General features: G+C 65.0%; 13 protein-coding genes. 8 read left to right on the top strand and 5 right to left on the bottom strand.

Features of this window, described 5'->3' with window-relative positions:
* The coding region (locus LDO54_RS29075; protein WP_224014514.1) for a YadA family autotransporter adhesin at positions 1 to 1,497 on the top strand (1,497 nt) is incomplete at its 5' end.
* Positions 1,498 to 1,748: 251 nt separating this feature from the next.
* On the opposite strand, the gene LDO54_RS29070 is transcribed toward LDO54_RS29075, so the two are convergent.
* Together LDO54_RS29070 and LDO54_RS29065 are read right to left on the bottom strand one after the other, a co-directional pair.
* Entirely contained in the window at positions 1,749 to 2,024 is a 276-nt protein-coding gene (locus LDO54_RS29070; protein WP_224014512.1) for a DUF4148 domain-containing protein, read from the bottom strand.
* Positions 2,025 to 2,294: 270 nt separating this feature from the next.
* On the bottom strand, positions 2,295 to 3,299 hold the full coding sequence (locus LDO54_RS29065) for a LysR family transcriptional regulator (protein WP_224014510.1): 1,005 nt from the start codon (positions 3,297 to 3,299) through the stop codon (positions 2,295 to 2,297).
* A 188-nt stretch (positions 3,300 to 3,487) separates the two neighbouring features.
* Here LDO54_RS29065 and LDO54_RS29060 point away from each other — a divergent pair, with 188 nt between their 5' ends.
* The 6 genes from LDO54_RS29060 to LDO54_RS29035 all read left to right on the top strand — a co-directional run bounded on the left by LDO54_RS29060 (position 3,488) and on the right by LDO54_RS29035 (position 13,399).
* Entirely contained in the window at positions 3,488 to 4,474 is a 987-nt protein-coding gene (locus LDO54_RS29060; protein WP_224014508.1) for an alpha/beta hydrolase, read from the top strand.
* Between the two features lie 33 nt (positions 4,475 to 4,507).
* A complete protein-coding gene (locus tag LDO54_RS29055; RefSeq protein ID WP_224014506.1) occupies positions 4,508 to 5,734 on the top strand; it encodes an efflux RND transporter periplasmic adaptor subunit in 1,227 nt (408 codons plus the stop codon).
* A gap of 85 nt (positions 5,735 to 5,819) precedes the next feature.
* Complete coding sequence (locus tag LDO54_RS29050) at positions 5,820 to 9,005, top strand: efflux RND transporter permease subunit (RefSeq protein ID WP_224014505.1); 3,186 nt, start codon at positions 5,820 to 5,822, stop codon at positions 9,003 to 9,005.
* 15 nt (positions 9,006 to 9,020) lie between these two features.
* Positions 9,021 to 10,586, top strand: a complete 1,566-nt coding sequence (locus tag LDO54_RS29045) for an efflux transporter outer membrane subunit (RefSeq protein ID WP_224014503.1) — start codon at positions 9,021 to 9,023, stop codon at positions 10,584 to 10,586.
* Positions 10,587 to 10,786: 200 nt separating this feature from the next.
* Positions 10,787 to 12,007, top strand: a complete 1,221-nt coding sequence (locus tag LDO54_RS29040; protein ID WP_224014501.1) for an acyl-CoA dehydrogenase family protein — start codon at positions 10,787 to 10,789, stop codon at positions 12,005 to 12,007.
* Positions 12,008 to 12,073: 66 nt separating this feature from the next.
* Positions 12,074 to 13,399, top strand: coding sequence for an Nramp family divalent metal transporter (locus tag LDO54_RS29035; RefSeq protein WP_224014499.1), 1,326 nt, complete (start codon positions 12,074 to 12,076; stop codon positions 13,397 to 13,399).
* 140 nt (positions 13,400 to 13,539) lie between these two features.
* Here the strand turns inward: LDO54_RS29035 and flhC are convergent, their stop codons facing one another.
* Together flhC and flhD are read right to left on the bottom strand one after the other, a co-directional pair.
* A complete protein-coding gene (gene flhC / locus LDO54_RS29030; protein ID WP_224014497.1) occupies positions 13,540 to 14,139 on the bottom strand; it encodes a flagellar transcriptional regulator FlhC in 600 nt (199 codons plus the stop codon).
* A gap of 11 nt (positions 14,140 to 14,150) precedes the next feature.
* Entirely contained in the window at positions 14,151 to 14,471 is a 321-nt protein-coding gene (flhD, locus tag LDO54_RS29025) for a flagellar transcriptional regulator FlhD (RefSeq protein ID WP_065057654.1), read from the bottom strand.
* A gap of 719 nt (positions 14,472 to 15,190) precedes the next feature.
* Here flhD and LDO54_RS29020 point away from each other — a divergent pair.
* Positions 15,191 to 15,649 carry a universal stress protein gene (locus LDO54_RS29020; protein ID WP_224014495.1) on the top strand — a complete coding sequence of 153 codons (459 nt, stop codon included), beginning with the start codon at positions 15,191 to 15,193 and terminating at the stop codon, positions 15,647 to 15,649.
* A gap of 23 nt (positions 15,650 to 15,672) precedes the next feature.
* On the opposite strand, the gene LDO54_RS29015 is transcribed toward LDO54_RS29020, so the two are convergent.
* Positions 15,673 to 16,953: an MFS transporter gene (locus LDO54_RS29015; protein WP_224014493.1), complete on the bottom strand. Its 1,281-nt coding sequence runs from the start codon at positions 16,951 to 16,953 to the stop codon at positions 15,673 to 15,675.
* Positions 16,954 to 17,017: the final 64 nt, after the last annotated feature.

Genomic DNA, 17,017 nt, shown 5'->3' with positions numbered 1-17,017 from the left:
CAGGTCACGGCGAACACGACCGCGATCACATCGCTGCAAGGCCAAACCGCCGACGCCGTCATGTACGACTCATCGGCGCATGATTCGGTGACGCTCGGTGGAGCGGCTGCCAACACGCCCGTGGCGCTGCACAACGTCGCGAACGGCGCGATCAACGCATCGAGCTTCGACGCCGTGAACGGCACGCAACTCTTCGGCGTATCGAGCGCGCTCGTGAAGGCGCTGGGCGGCGGCGCGAGCCTGCAGGCGGACGGCTCGATCACGATGCCCACTTATGCCATCGGCGGCGCGACGTTCCACAACGTCGGCGGCGCGCTCACGACGCTCGACGGCCGCGTGACGGATCTCTCCGTTGCGATCAGCAGCGGCCAGATCGGCATCGAGCAACAGGACCCGATCACGCACACCATCACGATCGGCAAGGACGTGCCCGGCACGCGCGTCGATTTCGCGGGCACGAACGGCGTGCGTCTGCTCACAGGCGTCGCGGCGGGCAACATCGACGCGAGCAGCATCGATGCCGTGAACGGCGCACAACTGTTCTCCATCAGCAGCGCCACGGCGCACGCGCTCGGCGGCGGCGCACAGATGAACGCGAACGGCACGATGAGCGCGCCGAACTACACCATCGGCGGCAACAATTACGACAACGTGGGCGGCGCGCTCACCGATCTCGACGGCCGCGTTTCGCAGAACGCGCAGGAGATCAGCGACATCAAGGGCGACGTGGCCAACGCGGTGTCGTACGACTCGTCGGCGCACGATTCGATCACGCTCGGCGACGGCGAGACAACGGTCAGCCTGCACAACGTGGCGGCGGGCACGGCGAACACCGATGCGGTGAACGTCGGGCAGATGAACGACGCCATCGCCTCGGTCGAACAGGTTGCGGAAGCGGCGGCGAATCCGTTCTTCGCGGCGCAGGGCGACCGCACGACGGAGGGCGCGCAGGCGACCGGCACGCATGCGACGGCAGCGGGCGCGAACGCCGTGGCCAGCGGTGCGAATGCGGTGGCGCTCGGCGCGAACGCCCAGGCCGGCGGCGCGAATTCGGTGGCGCTGGGCGCGGGTTCGGTGGCCGATCGCGATAACGCGGTGTCGGTGGGCTCGGCGGGCAACGAGCGCCAGATCACCAACGTCGCGCCTGGCACGCAGGGCACCGACGCCGTCAACGTGAATCAGCTCACGGCTTCGCAGGCGCAAGCGCAGAGCTACACCGACATGCGCATCTCCGGCGTGCAGGACCAGGTCAGCGACGTGCAGCGCAAAGCCTACGCGGGCACGGCGGCCGCGATGGCGGTTGCGGTTCTGCCGCAGCCGACCGAAGCGGGCCGGGCCGTGGTCGCGCTCGGCACCTCGCGCTACGGCGGGCAAACCGGCGCGGCGATCGGCATTGCTTATGTCACGCAGAACAATCGCTGGATTGGGCGGCTCGCCGGCAGCACCAGCAGCGTGGGCAATACGGGTGTCGCCGTGGGCGGCGCGTATCAATGGTGATCGGATCGTGACACGGTCCTGATCACCGGCATTCGAGCATGGAGTCGGCACGGCGCACCGCCAGGCCGTGCCTTTGCGCCCAGCGGGCTACCCGACCGCTGGGCTTTTTTTTACCGCTATTTCAATGACGGAACGGCGTCCACACCGGCGTGGTGTTGTTCCAGGTGTCGAGTTCGGAAGGCGTAGTCGTGTTCATGATCAGGTATCCTGAAGAATGATGAAGTTCGCTATTCGATGCGGCGAGTCGAGCGTTAATCGCCCGCGCGCGCCACGCGCTGCGCGTCGTTCGCGCGGCTTTCCTGAATCGCGAGACGTTGCGCCTGCGTGCGGCCGACGAGGCTCTGATTCGGATAGCTCGTCTTGTTCAGCGCGGGCAGCGAACCGTCGCGATACGCGGCGACGATTTCCGCCTTCACTTCTTCACGCGTCTTGGGACCGTTGTTCACCGATTGCGCGAACACCGATGCGCTGGCGGCAAGCGAAATAACGAGGGTGGCGCCGAGGGCGGTTGCGAGAGTGCGTTTCATGATCTGCTCCTGTTTTAAGGGCGCCGCAAATCGATGAAAACAACAACCGGTGCGGCGACAGGTGCAAATGTAGGTGTCCGCGCGTTGCCGATAAACCACCTGAAGGCGAAAGCAATTGTCGAAAATTCGGAACAATCGCTCGGGCGCGCGCGTCGTCCGAACGCTCAAAAGCAAGACGGGCGGGCCTTTGGGGCCCGCCCGTCTGGGCGCGAATCTGTGCAATCCCGCGCGATATCGCGCGTGAAAATCAGCGAAAAATCATGCAGCCGCTTATGCCGCCCATTCCGAAATGACCGGCGTTTCAAGACTCGGCGCCGATTCGCGTTCTTCGAGCGTGCGCAGCGTGCAGGCCTTGTCGAGCGAAGCGCGGCCGCTCAGCAGCGGGCAGCGGTCGAACACTTCGGCGATCCAGTCGACGAACACGCGCACCTTCGGCGACAGATGGCGGCTGTGCGGATACACCGCCGAAATCGGCATCGGCAGCGGCTTGATATCGGGCAGCACTTCGACAAGCTGGCCCGATTTCAGCAGCGGCAGCACCATGTAGCGCGGCGCCTGAATCAGCCCGAAGCCTTCCACGCCGCACGTCACGTAAGCATCGGCGTCGTTCACCGAGACCATGCTCTTGAGCTTGACCTCGACTTCCTTGTTGTCGACGAGGAACGCCCAGTCGATCACGCGCCCCGTGCGGCTCGAAAAATAATTCACGGCGCGATGCTCCTGCAAATCTTCGAGCGTTTGCGGCATGCCGTGGCTTTCGAGGTACGAGGGCGCCGCGCACGACACGCCTTCGAACAGGCCGATACGCCGCGCGACCAGCGAGGAATCCTGCAACGCGCCCACGCGCACCACGCAATCCACGCCTTCCTGCAAGAGATCGACGGGACGATCGCTCAAGCCCAGTTGCAGATCGATGTCGGGATAGCGCGTGTGGAATTCGCACAGCGACGGAATCACGATTAGCCGCCCGATCGAGCCGGGCATGTCGATGCGCAATTTGCCGTGCGGCTTGCGGTTGCGATCCTGGAACGTCTGTTCGGTTTCCTCGACATCGGCGAGGATGCGCACGCAGCGCTCGTAATACGCGGCGCCGTCGGGCGTGAGCGAAAGACGGCGCGTGGTGCGATGCATGAGGCGCACGCCGAGAAACGCTTCGAGATTCTGAATGATCGTCGTGACCGAGGCGCGCGGCATGTCGAGCGTTTCGGCTGCGCGCGTGAAGCTGTTGGTATCGACGACGCGGGTGAACACCTGCATGGCCTGAAGGCGGTCCATTGCCATTCTCCGAAAGTCATCGGACGCACGCCGCGCGGTGCTTGAAAGCGACACGCGCGCGTAAAGAGGAGACAGATTGTTCAGGTGCGCCGAATTGTGTTGCCGGATTATAGGCATTTATTTAGAAGTCTGCCGAACCCACAATTCGCTCCATTCGAATCTACTCTCGCGCATTGCGCCGTTTCGACATGGATGCCTTTAAACGTTCGACGCCGTGGATTTCAGCCGCCGCTCATCCTGCTAACGCTGCTAACGCCACGGCCGATGCGCCCCACGTGCCCGACGCCGCCAACGAGCCCGCTCGTCCGGCGCGTCCCGCAGCCCCGGCCGGCAAGGCGCGCGGCCGCGTCGCCATCGACGTGAGCGAAGTGACGATCGAAGGCCACGTGAAGGATATCGTGCTGCGTCTTTATCGTCCGCAGGGCGCGAACAATCTGCCCGTGCTGCTGTATTTCCACGGCGGCGGATTCGTGCGCGGCACGCTCGACGACGCCGATGTGCAAAGCCGCTTTTTCGCAGAACGCTTACCGGCGCTGGTGGTGTCGGTCGATTATTCGCTCGCGCCCGAATTCCCGTTTCCGGCCGCGCCCGAAGACGCGCATCGCGCGGCGCTGTGGGTGCTCACGCGCGCCCGCGCATTCGGCGGCAGCGCGAAACGCGTGATCGCCGCGGGTCACGACGCGGGCGGTCAGATCGCCAACGTGCTCGCCTTTATCGGCCGCGATCGCGGCGACGTAAAGCTCGCGGCGCAGGCCTTGTTCGCGCCGATGCTCGACCCGAGCCTCACGCGTCTGGGCGACGCGCAGCGCCTCGGCTCGGACATCACCGCGAGCGAATGCGCGCAGTGCTATCGCGCCTATTTGCCCGACGCCACGCAGCGCATGCATCCGTATGCGGCGCCGCTCGAATCGTCGCGGCTCGGCGGTTTGCCGCCCACGCTGATCGTCACCGCGCAGAACGACGTGCTGCATATCGAGGCGGAAAAGTACGCGAGCCGCCTGATCGAAGCCGGCGTGCGCACGAATGTGGTGCGTTATCCGAGCATCTCGCACGCGCAGATCGGCGCGCACGAGGAAGCGCTCGCGGAAGCCGTGCGCTTTTTCAAATGCTGTTTCGAGGCGGACGCCAATCGCGATGTCAATCGCGACTCGCCGCGTTCGCCGCGCAATCCATAAACAACAACCACTCAGCAACCTGGAGCCCGCCAAATGTCACTCTTCTCGCAATCCCCCACACGCATCGCGCTAGCGGTCGTGGCCGTGCTCGTCGTCGCGGGGCTCGGCACGCTCGGCGCGATGCGCTTCGACGCGCATCCGGCCGTCGCCGCCGAAGCGCCGCCCGCGCCGGAAGTCGATGTCGCCGCTGTCGCGCAACGCACGATCACCGACTGGCAAAGTTACTCCGGCCGCATGGCCGCGGTCGAGAAGGTCGATATCCGCCCGCAGGTGACGGGCACGATCGTTTCGGTGAACTTCCGTGACGGCGCGCTCGTGAAGAAGGGCGACACGCTGTTCGAGATCGATCCGCGCCCGTATCAGGCCGCCGTCGATCAGGCCGCCGCGCAACTCGCCGCCGCGCAGGCCCGCACGGGCTACGCGCAGAGCGACTGGGAGCGCGCGCAACGCCTGATCGGCGATAACGCCATCGCCAAGCGCGATTACGACGAGAAGCAGAACGCCGCGCGCGAAGCCAGTGCGAACCTGAAGGCCGCGCAGGCCGGGCTCGAAGCCGCGCAGATCAATCTCGGCTATACGCGCATCGTCGCGCCGGTCGCGGGCCGCGTGTCGCGCGCGGAGATCACGGTGGGCAACGTGGTGAGCGCAGGCGCGAGCGCCGCGCCGCTCACGACGCTGGTCTCCGTCTCGCCGATCTACGCGGAATTCGACGCCGACGAACAAACCTATCTCGACTACATCAGCCGCATGAAGGATGGCTCGAAGGTGCCGGTCGAACTGGGTCTTGCGAACGAAACCGGCTACTCGCGCTCGGGCACGATCGAGTCCGTCGATAACCGGCTCGATACCTCGTCGGGCACGATCCGCGTGCGTGCGCGCTTCGACAACGCCGACGGCGCGCTCGTGCCGGGCCTCTACGCGCGCATCAAGGTGAGCGGCTCCGCGCCGCATCCGGCGCTGCTCGTGGACGAAGCGGCCATCGGCACCGATCAGGACAAGAAGTACGTCTACGTGGTCGACGGCGCGGGCAAGGTCGCGTATCGCGCGGTGCAGATCGCCGGTCAGCAGGGCAATCTGCGCGTGATCGTCGACGGCCTGAAGGCGGGCGAGCATGTCGTGGTGAACGGCACGCAGCGCGTGCGTCCGGGCGAAGCCGTGCGCTCGCACATGGTGCCGATGAACGGCGACCCCGACGCCGACGCGGCGGCCGTCGCCACGCAGCCCGCCGCGAAAGACAGCAAGGACGCGAAGGCTTCCTGACGCGTAGCGTTTGGCACACGGCGCGCGTCGCCGTGTGTGTCAGCCTCGCAGTCAGTTAGTTATACGAATGAGTTAAGAGCGACCCATGAACATATCGAAATTCTTCATCGACCGGCCGATCTTCGCGGGCGTGCTGTCCGTGCTGATCCTGCTGGCCGGGGTGATCGCCCTGTTCCAGTTGCCGATCTCCGAATATCCCGAGGTCGTGCCGCCTTCGGTCGTCGTGCACGCGCAGTATCCGGGCGCGAATCCGAAAGTGATCGCCGAAGCCGTGGCCGCGCCGCTCGAGGAGCAGATCAACGGCGTCGAGAACATGCTGTACATGCAGTCGCAGGCGAATAGCGACGGCAATCTCACGCTCACGGTCACGTTCCGTCTCGGCACCGACCCGGACAAGGCCACGCAGCTCGTGCAGAACCGCGTGAACCAGGCCTTGCCGCGCCTGCCGGAAGACGTGCAGCGCCTCGGCATCACGACCATCAAGAGCTCGCCTACGCTCACGATGGTGGTGCACCTGATCTCGCCGAACAATCAGTACGACATGACGTACCTGCGCAACTACGCGCTGCTCAACGTCAAGGACCGTCTCTCGAACATCCAGGGCGTGGGCGAGGTGCAGCTCTGGGGCGCGGGCGATTACGCCATGCGCGTCTGGCTCGATCCGCAGAAGGTGGCGCAGCGCAATCTCACGGCGCAGGACGTGGTCAGCGCGATCCGCGAGCAGAACGTGCAGGTGGCGGCCGGTGTGATCGGCGCGTCGCCGAGCGTGCCCGGCACGCCCTTGCAGCTGAACGTGAACGCGCGCGGGCGTCTGCGCACGGAAAGCGAATTCGGCGACATCATCGTCAAGACCAATCCCGATGGCGGCGTGACGTATCTGCGCGACATCGCGCGTATCGAACTCGCGGCGTCCGAATACGGCCTGCGTTCGCTGCTCGACAACAAGCCCGCCGTGGCGCTCGCAATCAACCAGGCGCCGGGTGCGAATTCGCTCGCGATTTCGGAGCAGGTGCGCGCGGCGATGAAGGACCTCAAGCAGGACATGCCCGCGGGCGTGGACTACAAGATCGTCTATGACCCGACGCAGTTCGTGCGTTCGAGTATCGAAGCTGTGATTCACACGCTGCTCGAAGCCATCGCGCTGGTCGTGATCGTGGTGATCGTGTTCCTGCAGACGTGGCGCGCGTCGATCATTCCGCTGATCGCCGTGCCGGTGTCGATCGTGGGGACGTTCTCGCTGCTGCTGGCGTTCGGCTTCTCGATCAACGCGCTCTCGCTGTTCGGCATGGTGCTGGCGATCGGTATCGTCGTGGACGATGCGATCGTGGTCGTGGAGAACGTCGAGCGCAATATCGCAAGCGGGTTATCCGCGCGCGATGCCACGTACAAGGCGATGCAGGAAGTGAGCGGGCCGATTATCGCCATCGCGCTCACGCTGGTTGCCGTGTTCGTGCCGCTCGCGTTCATGAGCGGTCTCACGGGCCAGTTCTACAAGCAGTTCGCGATGACCATCGCCATCTCGACGGTGATCTCGGCGTTCAACTCGCTCACGCTGTCGCCCGCGTTGTCGGCGCTGCTGCTGCGCGGCCACGATGCGAAGGAAGACTGGCTTACGCGTGGCATGAACCGCGTGCTCGGCGGCTTCTTCACGCGCTTTAACCGGGTGTTCCATCGCGGTTCGGAAAGCTATGGCCGTGGCGTGAACGGCGTGCTGCGCCGCAAGGGTGCGATGCTCGTGGTCTATGTGGTGCTGCTCGGCGCGACCGTGCTGATGGGCCGCATCGTGCCGGGCGGCTTCGTGCCCGCGCAGGACAAGGAGTATCTGATCGCGTTCGCGCAACTGCCGAACGGCGCTTCGCTCGACCGCACGGAAAGCGTGATCCGCGATATGAGCGCAATCGCGCTCAAGCAGCCGGGCGTGGAAAGCGCGGTGGCGTTCCCGGGTCTTTCGGTGAATGGCTTCACGAATAGTTCGAGCGCGGGCATCGTGTTCGTCACGCTCAAGCCGTTCAAGGAACGCAAGGGCAAGGCCCTCGCGGCGGGTGCGATCGCGGGCGCGCTGAATCAGCAGTACGCGGCCATCAAGGACTCGTTTATCGCGGTGTTTCCGCCGCCGCCGGTGCTCGGTCTCGGCACGCTCGGCGGCTTCAAGATGCAGCTGGAAGATCACGGCGCGCTCGGTTATGAAGCGCTCAACCGTGCGACCCAGGACTTCGTGAAGCGTGCGGCGCAAACGCCCGAACTCGGCCCGACCTTCACGAACTATCAGATCAACGTGCCGCAACTGAACGTCGATCTGGACCGCACGAAGGCGAAGCAACTTGGCGTGCCGGTGACGGACGTGTTCGACACGATGCAGATCTATCTCGGCTCGCTCTATGTGAACGACTTCAACCGCTTCGGACGCGTGTATCAGGTGCGTGTGCAGGCCGATGCGCCGTTCCGCCAGAAGGCCGACGACATCCTGCAACTGAAGACGCGCAACGCCGCGGGCGATATGGTGCCGCTCTCGTCGCTGGTCACGGTGTCGCCCACTTACGGCCCCGAAATGGTGGTGCGCTACAACGGCTACACCGCTGCCGACATCAACGGCGGACCCGCGCCCGGTTATTCGTCGGGGCAGGCTCAGGCAGCAGCCGAACGCATCGCGGCCGAAGTGCTGCCGCGCGGCGTGAAGTTCGAATGGACCGACCTCACGTATCAGCAGGTGCTGGCCGGCAATGCGGGCATCTGGGTGTTCCCGATCAGCGTGCTGCTCGTGTTCCTCGTGCTGGCCGCGCTCTACGAGAGCCTGACGCTGCCGCTCGCGGTGATCCTGATCGTGCCGATGAGCGTGCTCTGCGCGTTGACCGGCGTGTGGCTCACGCAGGGCGATAACAACATCTTCACGCAGATCGGCTTGATGGTGCTGGTGGGGCTGGCGTCGAAGAACGCGATTCTGATCGTGGAATTCGCGCGCGAACTGGAGCATGACGGACACACGCCGCTGTCGGCGGCCATCGAGGCGAGCCGTCTGCGTCTGCGCCCGATCCTGATGACGTCGATCGCGTTCATCATGGGTGTGGTGCCGCTCGTGCTCTCGTCGGGCGCGGGTTCGGAAATGCGTCATGCGATGGGGATTGCGGTGTTCTTCGGCATGCTGGGCGTGACCGCGTTCGGTCTGCTGCTCACGCCGGTGTTCTACGTGGTGCTGCGTACGCTCGCGGGCGGCAAGATTCACGTCGCGCAGAAGGACAATGCGCACGCGCCGCAGCCTACGGTGGATGCGTAAGGAAGGATAATAAAGATGACTAACTATTCATTCACGCAGGAACGCACGGCACACACGGGCGCGTTCTGGCGCCGCACGCGGCTCGCGCTGGGCGTGGCGCTGTTCGCCTGGCTCGCGGCTTGCTCGGTCGAGCCGACCTACAAGGTGCCCGACTCGGGCGTGCCGAACGCGTACAAGGAAGCGCCGCAGCAGACGCAATCCGCGAATCCGCACGATGTGGGTTCGTGGACAGCGGCCCAGCCCGCCGACGATGCGCATCGCGGCGAGTGGTGGAAGGTGTTCGGCGACCCGACGCTCGATCAGCTCGAAGATCAGGCACTGGCCGCGAATCAGGACCTGAAGGCGGCGGCCGCGCGCGTGCAGCAGGCGCGTGCGTTGACGCAGGCGGCGCGGGCCTCGTGGTTCCCGTCGTTCGATGCGGGCTTCGGCCCGACCTACGAGCGCGCTTCGCCCGCTTCGCAGTACCTGCCGCAGAACACGCCGGTCGCGACGCAGACGCTCTGGCGCGCACAGGCCACGGCGAGCTACGAAGCCGATCTGTTCGGCCGCGTCAGCTCGAACGTGAACGCGGCGCGCGCGGACGCGCAGCAAAGCGAGGCACTGTTCCTCTCGGTTCAGCTCGCGTTGCAGGCCGATGTCGCGCAGAACTACTTCCAGCTGCGCCAGTTCGACTCGGACGTCGATCTCTATCGCCGCACCGTGACGCTGCGCGCCGACGCGCTCAAGCTCGTCGAACGCCGCTTCAAGGAAGGCGATATCAGCGAACTCGACGTGGCGCAGGCGCGCAACGAACTCGCGAGCGCGCGTGCGGATGCGGTGGGCGTGGCGCGTCAGCGCGCGGCGTCTGAGCATAGCCTTGCGATTCTGCTCGGCAAGGCGCCCGCCGAGTTCACGTTCCCCGAAACGCCGCTGCAAAGCGTGAACGTGAGTGTGCCGCCGGGCTTGCCGTCGACGCTGCTCGAACGCCGTCCCGACATCGCCGCCGCCGAGCGTGCGATGGCGGCCGCGAACGCGCGCGTCGGTCTCGCGAAGTCGGCGTTCTTTCCGAAGCTCGATATCACGGGCGCGTTCGGTTACGAGTCCGCTTCGCTCGGCGATCTGTTCATGTGGTCGAGCCGCGCGTTTCTGCTCGGGCCGCTCGCGGGCACGGCGCTCACGATTCCGCTGTTCGACGGCGGCCGCCGCAAGGCCAATCTCGCCCAGGCGCGCGGCAAATACGACGAGGACGTGGCGCAGTATCGCCAGCAGGTGCTCGTGGCGTTCCGCGAAGTCGAGGACAACCTTTCCGATCTGCGTCTGCTCGACGATCAGATTCGCCAGCAGGACGAGGCGGTGAACGCTTCGGAGCGCTCGGCGCATCTGTCGCGCACGCAGTACGAGGAGGGCGAGGTCAGCTATCTGAACGTGATCGACAGCGAGCGCACGGTGCTGGTGTCGCAATTGCAGGCGAGCCATCTGCAAGGCTCGCAGGCGGTCGCGGCGGTGAATCTGATCCGCGCGCTCGGCGGCGGCTGGGGCGACGTGAAGCCGCAGACGCCCGATGGCGCGGCGCCGCCTCCGGCACCGCTCGCCGCGCGCTAGACGCCGGGTGGCGGGCGTTGCACCGTCTCGCGGCTGGCCGGTATGCACTCGCATATCGCCAGCCGCGATTTCATTTGCGCAAACGGTTCGTAGACCGTCCCGGCGCCTGCCACTATCATCGATTGATTGAAGCTGGAGCGGACGGCGCGCCGTCCGCCTGGAAGCTCGTTCGCGAGCGTCACTCATTCGGGAAAACAGGCATGAACGATCCACGACCGCCGCGCACGGCGGAGCATGTACTCGCCACGCTCGCCGAGACCTTGCGCGCGAGCGCCGCGCGCCGCGATCTCGCGGGCGGGCACGCCGCCGCCGAAAAGCAGTTGATCGCCGATGCGGGACTGCTCACGCTGGCTGTGCCGCGCGAGTTTGGCGGCGCGTTCGCGGCGCGCGCGGACGAAAGCGGCGCGGAAAACAGCGCGCAAAACATCACACGCTGGCCCGAAATCTACAAAACGATCCGCACGCTCGCGCGCGCGGACAGTGCGCTCGCGCATCTGCTCGGCTTCCAGTTTCTGCAGATCGTGAGCGTCGATCTGTGGGGCAACCCGGCGCAGCGCGCCGACTGGCTGCGCGGCACGGTCGAACATCGCTGGTGGTGGGGCAACGCGGTGAATCCGCTCGATACGCGCCTCGTCGCGCAGCCGGACGGCGAGGGCGGCTGGCGTCTGCACGGCAAGAAGGGCTTCTGCTCCGGCACCTACGGCTCGCAGATGATGACCGTGAGCGCGCACGATCCGGCCACGGGCCAGCCCGTGTTCGCGGTGGTGCCCACCACGCGCGCGGGCATCACCGTGCACGACGACTGGGACCCGATCGGCCAGCGTCAGACCGATAGCGGCACGGTGTCGTTCGACGCCGTCGAGGTGCGCGCGCACGAAGTGCTCAAGCGTCCCGACACGCCGCGCGCCTCGCTGCGCACGCTGGTGTCGCAACTCGTGCTGACGAATCTGTTCGTCGGCATTGCGGAGGGCGCGCTCGACGAGGCGCGCGAGTACGTGCTCGCGAACGGGCGTCCGTGGGTGAACTCGGGCGTGCAGCGCGCCGCCGACGATCCGTATCTCCAGCAGCGTTTCGGCGAGATGCGCATTCAGGCGCTCTCGGCCGCGCTGCTCGCGGACCGCGCCGCGTCGCTGCTCGACGCCGCCTGGTCGCAAGGCGACGACTTGAGCGCGGCCACGCGCGCCGAAGTCTCGCTCGCCGTTTCCGAGGCGAAGATCGTCGCGCATCGCGCCGCGCTCGAAGCGGGCGAGCAACTGTTCGACGCCTGCGGCGCGCGCGCCACGGCTGCCGCGCTCGCGTTCGACCGCTTCTGGCGCAACGCGCGCGTGCACACGCTGCACGATCCGCTCGACTATCGCGTGCGCGACGTGGGCCGTCACGCGCTCACGCGCGAATTGCCGGAGCCGACGCTGTACACTTGAGGGACCGATCGCGCGCCACATCGCTCTGCTGGCCGCGAAAAAAATCCACCCTCGAGGATCGCACCGTTGGAGTTCAAATTACCGACAACGGCGACGGCGCCGTTTTGCCCATCGGAAGTGCAGGGCAGCGTGGCGGTGTCGCCGGCTGCGCCGTTCTGGAAGAAGTTTCTGCAGTTCGCAGGCCCTGGCCTGCTGATCTCGATCGGTTACATGGACCCGGGCAACTGGGCCACCGATATCGAGGCCGGTTCGCGCTACGGTTACAACCTGCTGTTCGTGGTCGTGCTCTCCAGCATCGCGGCGATGGCGCTGCAATGTCTCGCGATGCGTCTGGGCATCGTCACGGGGCGCGACCTCGCCGAACTTTCGCGCGCGCGTTATTCGAAGCCCGTCGCGCTCGGCCAGTGGGCGCTCGCCGAACTCTCGATCATCGCCTGCGATCTCGCCGAAGTGCTCGGCGGCGCGCTCGCGTTCCACCTGCTGCTCGGCTGCTCGCTGATGTGGGGCGTGGTGCTCACCGCGTTCGACACGATCATCGTGCTCGGCCTGAAGGGCAAGAACTTCCGCACGCTCGAAGCGATCATGGCCGGGCTGATCGCCACCATCGGCCTCGGCTACGTGATCGAGCTCGCGCTCGTGAAGCCGCACTGGCCGTCGGTGTTCGCGGGCGCGGTGCCGTCGTGGCACGCGATCGCGAGCCAGGAACCGCTCTATCTCGCCATCGGCATTCTGGGCGCGACCGTGATGCCGCATAACCTCTATCTACACTCGTCGATCGTGCAGACGCGCGCCGTGAAGCGCGACGAAGCCAGCATCGGCCAGGCGATCGGCATGTCGCGGCTCGACACGATCGTTTCGCTCGTGCTCGCGCTGCTGATCAACGCGGCGATCCTGATTCTCGCGGCGGCGGCTTTTCACGCGACCGGCCACAACCAGGTGACCGAAATCGAAGACGCCTACAAGCTGCTCGCGCCCATCGTCGGCAGCGGCGCGGCGGCGGTGCTGTTCGCGGTGACCTTGCTGGCGTCCGGGCAAAGCTCGACCTTCACCGGCACCGTGGCGGGCCAGGTGATCATGGAAGGCTTCCTGAAGATGAAGATTCCGTGCTACCAGCGGCGGCTCATCACGCGCGTGCTCGCGCTGATTCCGGCGTTCGCGGGCGTGTGGCTGCTGGGCAACGGCGCGGTGGGCAAGCTGCTGGTCGCAAGCCAGGTGGTGCTGAGCCTGCAATTGCCGTTCGCGCTTTGGCCGCTGATCCGCATGACGAACGATCGTTCATTGATGGGCGTGTTCGTGAACCGGCTGCACACGCGCATGATCGCGTGGCTGCTGTTCGCCATCATCACGGCGGCGAACCTGTGGCTGGTCTGGCAGACCTTTGTGGGGAACTGAGGGAAGGTGTAACAGGGAGGAAGGCGGCGAAGCGCCGATGAGAAATGCGCTTCGCCGTCCGGCACCGCGTGGGGCGCCGGACGGTTTCGCGTCTAGTCTTGCTGCTGCGTCCGGTTGACCGGATCTTGGCTCTCCTACGCTTATGCAGCCTCGGCAATGCCATCCGGCGTTTCCACCGGAAGGTCGCTCTCGGTCTGCTCTGCGCCCCGTCGCGCTGCAGCCGCCTTCTTCGTCTTGCCAGCGCGCGAAGGCGGCTGGCATGCGCCACACACGACGTTGTGCTGCAAGTCGTGGCGGTGCGCGACGAACTTACCGCCACAACGGCAGCAAGGCGTCATCTGCAGAATATCGGCATCGAAAAACCGCACCAAAGTCCACGCACGCGTGAGGTCGAGCACCGGCTCGGTCTCGCTGTGGCGGCAGTGTTCCAGATACAGCCGGAACCCTTTGGTAAGCGCGTCGAGATGCGAGCAACGCGCTTCGTTCTTGAGGAACAGGTACGTGTTGTAGAACAGCGAAGCATGAATGTTCGCCAGCCACGTCATGTACCAGTCCGCCGAGAACGGCAACATACCCTTGGGCGGCGATACGCCGCGGATCTCACGATACAGGCGAATCATGCGGTCCCGCGAAAGCGACAATTCGCTCTCCAGAACCTGCATGCGCGCACCCAGTTCGATCAGCGCGATCGCGCGAAACACTTCCTGGGCATCTTCGGTGAGGCTGCGGCGGGTCGTCATGTCCGTTCCCCTCAGGCGAATTGCCCGGCGGGCTGTCCCGCAAGCAGGATAGCCGCATGAGTCGCCGCTACGTTGGCATGCCGGGAAGTCTGCGTCAGTGCGGACAACATGGCATGGTCATCGAAGCGGAAAAGGCAAAGAAGCTGGTCGGAAGCAGCCAGCTTGACGATCTGTGCCAAAGACAGATTGGAAAGCAGATCGGCCAGTTCCGACGACAGACCCAGTCGGAACATCCCGACCGGCTTGTCCTCGCGCAGCATGCGCTGTGCGAGCATCAGATACGACAAATTAATTTCGCGGATAGATTCCAGCGTCTCGCTGCTACGGTCCATTTCTCTCTTTTCCGAAGCCCCGATTAAACCCCCCGGCATTTGCTGCCGTTGTAACTTTTTTCTGGTCTTTGTCGGTCCGCTCTTTTATCTCGGCCCTGACTCTTTGATACAACGTGTTACAACTCGTAACACGTTGAAGCGAATTGTATGAGGACTAATCTCAGAAATCAATCCCTCTTCAAAAAAATAATTCGCCTGTTACAAATATTCCCGGTAACTCTTTCTGGTGTCCGAAACAACTGACCCCAAGATCCCGATGCGAACGGGATGAGCGCTGAAATCTGGCGTAAACCCGCTCAGGATAAGGGGCTCACGGATTTCGCCGGTGCATGCGCAACGAATCGCAATTCGCGGCCGGGCTCGCGCCGCCAAAATAAACGTTTTGAAAGGATTTGCGTTGGCAGGTAAGAAATACCCGCATGGCGATTAATCCGTATGAAGATAAAACTGTAACAAGTGTTTCGACCCTGTGTAACTAGCCTTGTCAAGATGTATCAAGACGCGGACTTCTGCGTCTCGTTGACGCGCTTTGTAACAGCGCTGGTTTACGCCTATATGTAAATCGCATGGAAACAACGGATTGAACGCGGGGCGGCGTCTGTAACTGGACGCGGGAATTGCGCCGCCGTATGTATCACGAAGTGATATAAATAAATGAGAAGCCGTGTCCGGCCAAAGGATGGGGCGCAGTGGCGAAGGGCGCGGCGCAGGAGGCAGTCATGGCTTCGTTCAGGCGCATTCTTTTGTGTTACGACGCGACCCGCGAAGGGCGGCGGGCCTTACGCGAGGGCACCGAGCTGGCGCTCGCGTGCCGCGCGCAGACGCATTTGCTGGCGGTGCTCGACGAGGGGCCGCTGCAATGGGGCACGGATGTGGTCTCGGCCGTGCCGTTCGAGGCGGCGGAATCGGCGGCCAGGGAAATCCTGCACGACGGCGTGGAGCGGCTCCAGCAACTGGGGCTGGCAGCGACGGGCGAATTCGCCGTGGGCCGTGCCATCGACGAAATCGCGCGCGTGGCGGCCCTGTTCGGCGCGGACCTGATCGTGCTCGGCCATCATCGGCGCGGCCCGCTCGCGCGCTGGTGGGAGGGCCGCGACGACCGGCAACTGCTCGACCGCGTGTCGTGCAGCGTGCTGGTCGTCACGGCGCCGGAGCCGGCGGAAGCCGCCGCTGCCTGAGCGGCTGACGTCAATCGTGTCGTTCAGGCGGCCTTTCCGCCCAGAATCGGCATGCGCTTGACCTCGGAAACATAGAGCAGGATCAGCGAGACCCACACGACGCCGTAGAGCAGCATGAAGCAGCTCGAACGGATCTTGAGCAGATCGAGCAGCGCGCCGAACAGGATCGGCAGCAGAAAGCCGCCCAGCCCGCCCGCGAGCCCGACGATGCCGGTCACGACGCCCATGTTGGACGGAAAGTCATCGGCGACATATTTGAAGGTGGACGCCATGCCGAAGGCGAACACCGCGCCCAGCACGAAGGTCAGCGCCACGAAGCCCGCGAGCGGCATGCTGATATGCAGCGTGGCCGTGCCGTCGATCGTGTGGATCACGAAGTCGGTGGCCGGGTACGAGAGGATGAACAGGCAGATCCACGCGACCCACAAGCCCCACCAGGTGACGTTGTGCGCGCCGAGCTTGTCGGCGAGCAGGCCGCCGACCGCGCGCAGCACCGAGCCCGGCAGCGAGAAGCCCGCCGCGAACGCCGACGCCATCACGAGCGACATGCCGTATTCGGCCTTCAGATACTGCGGAATCCACAGTGAGAGCGCGGTGAAGCCGCCGAACGTGATCGAGTAGTACTGGCACAGCCGCCAGACGCGCGGATCGGCGAGCACCTTGAACGAGTCGAGCAGCGAGCCGTTCGACTTGCCCGCGCCCGGATCGCGTGCCGAGGCGAACCAGAAGATCACGGCGGTCACGAGCAGCGCGATTGCGTAGACGCGCGGCACGAAGCGCCATCCGTACAGCGACTGCAAGGTGGGCGTGACGAACAGATTCACAGCCGCGCCCACGGTGCCTGCGCCGAAGAAGCCCATCGCGAAGCCGCGTTTCTGGGGCGGGAAGAAGCGCGCGACGTAGGGCGTGCCGACCGCGAACGAAGCGCCCACGCAGCCCAGAAAGAGCCCGATGAACAGAAACTGCCAGAGCTGGCTCGCATAACTGACGATATAGACCGGCACCGCGCAGACCACGAGCAGGATCGTCATGACGATGCGGCCGCCGTAGCGGTCGGTCCACGCGCCCAGCGGCAGGCGCATGAGCGCGCCGGTCAGCACGGGCGTCGACGTAAGCAGGCCGAACTCGGTGCTGTTGAGCTTGAGTTCTTCGCGCAGCGGCACGCCGAGCACGCCGAACATCATCCACACCACGAAGCAGACCAGAAACGCGAGTGTGCTCGCGAGCAGGACGGACCACGCCTTGCCGCTGACTTGTGTGGGTGCGTCGGTGGCGGCCGGAGGCGGTTCGGTGCGCAGATTCATGATGATTTCCCTTGTTGCGCGAGTTGTTGCTGTGATTGTTGGTGTGATTGTTGGTGTGTTCGTT

The organism is Paraburkholderia tropica (genome assembly GCF_914484835.1).
Taxonomy (GTDB): Bacteria; Pseudomonadota; Gammaproteobacteria; order Burkholderiales; family Burkholderiaceae; genus Paraburkholderia; species Paraburkholderia tropica_A.
This window is presented reverse-complemented; position numbering and strand designations above follow the sequence as displayed.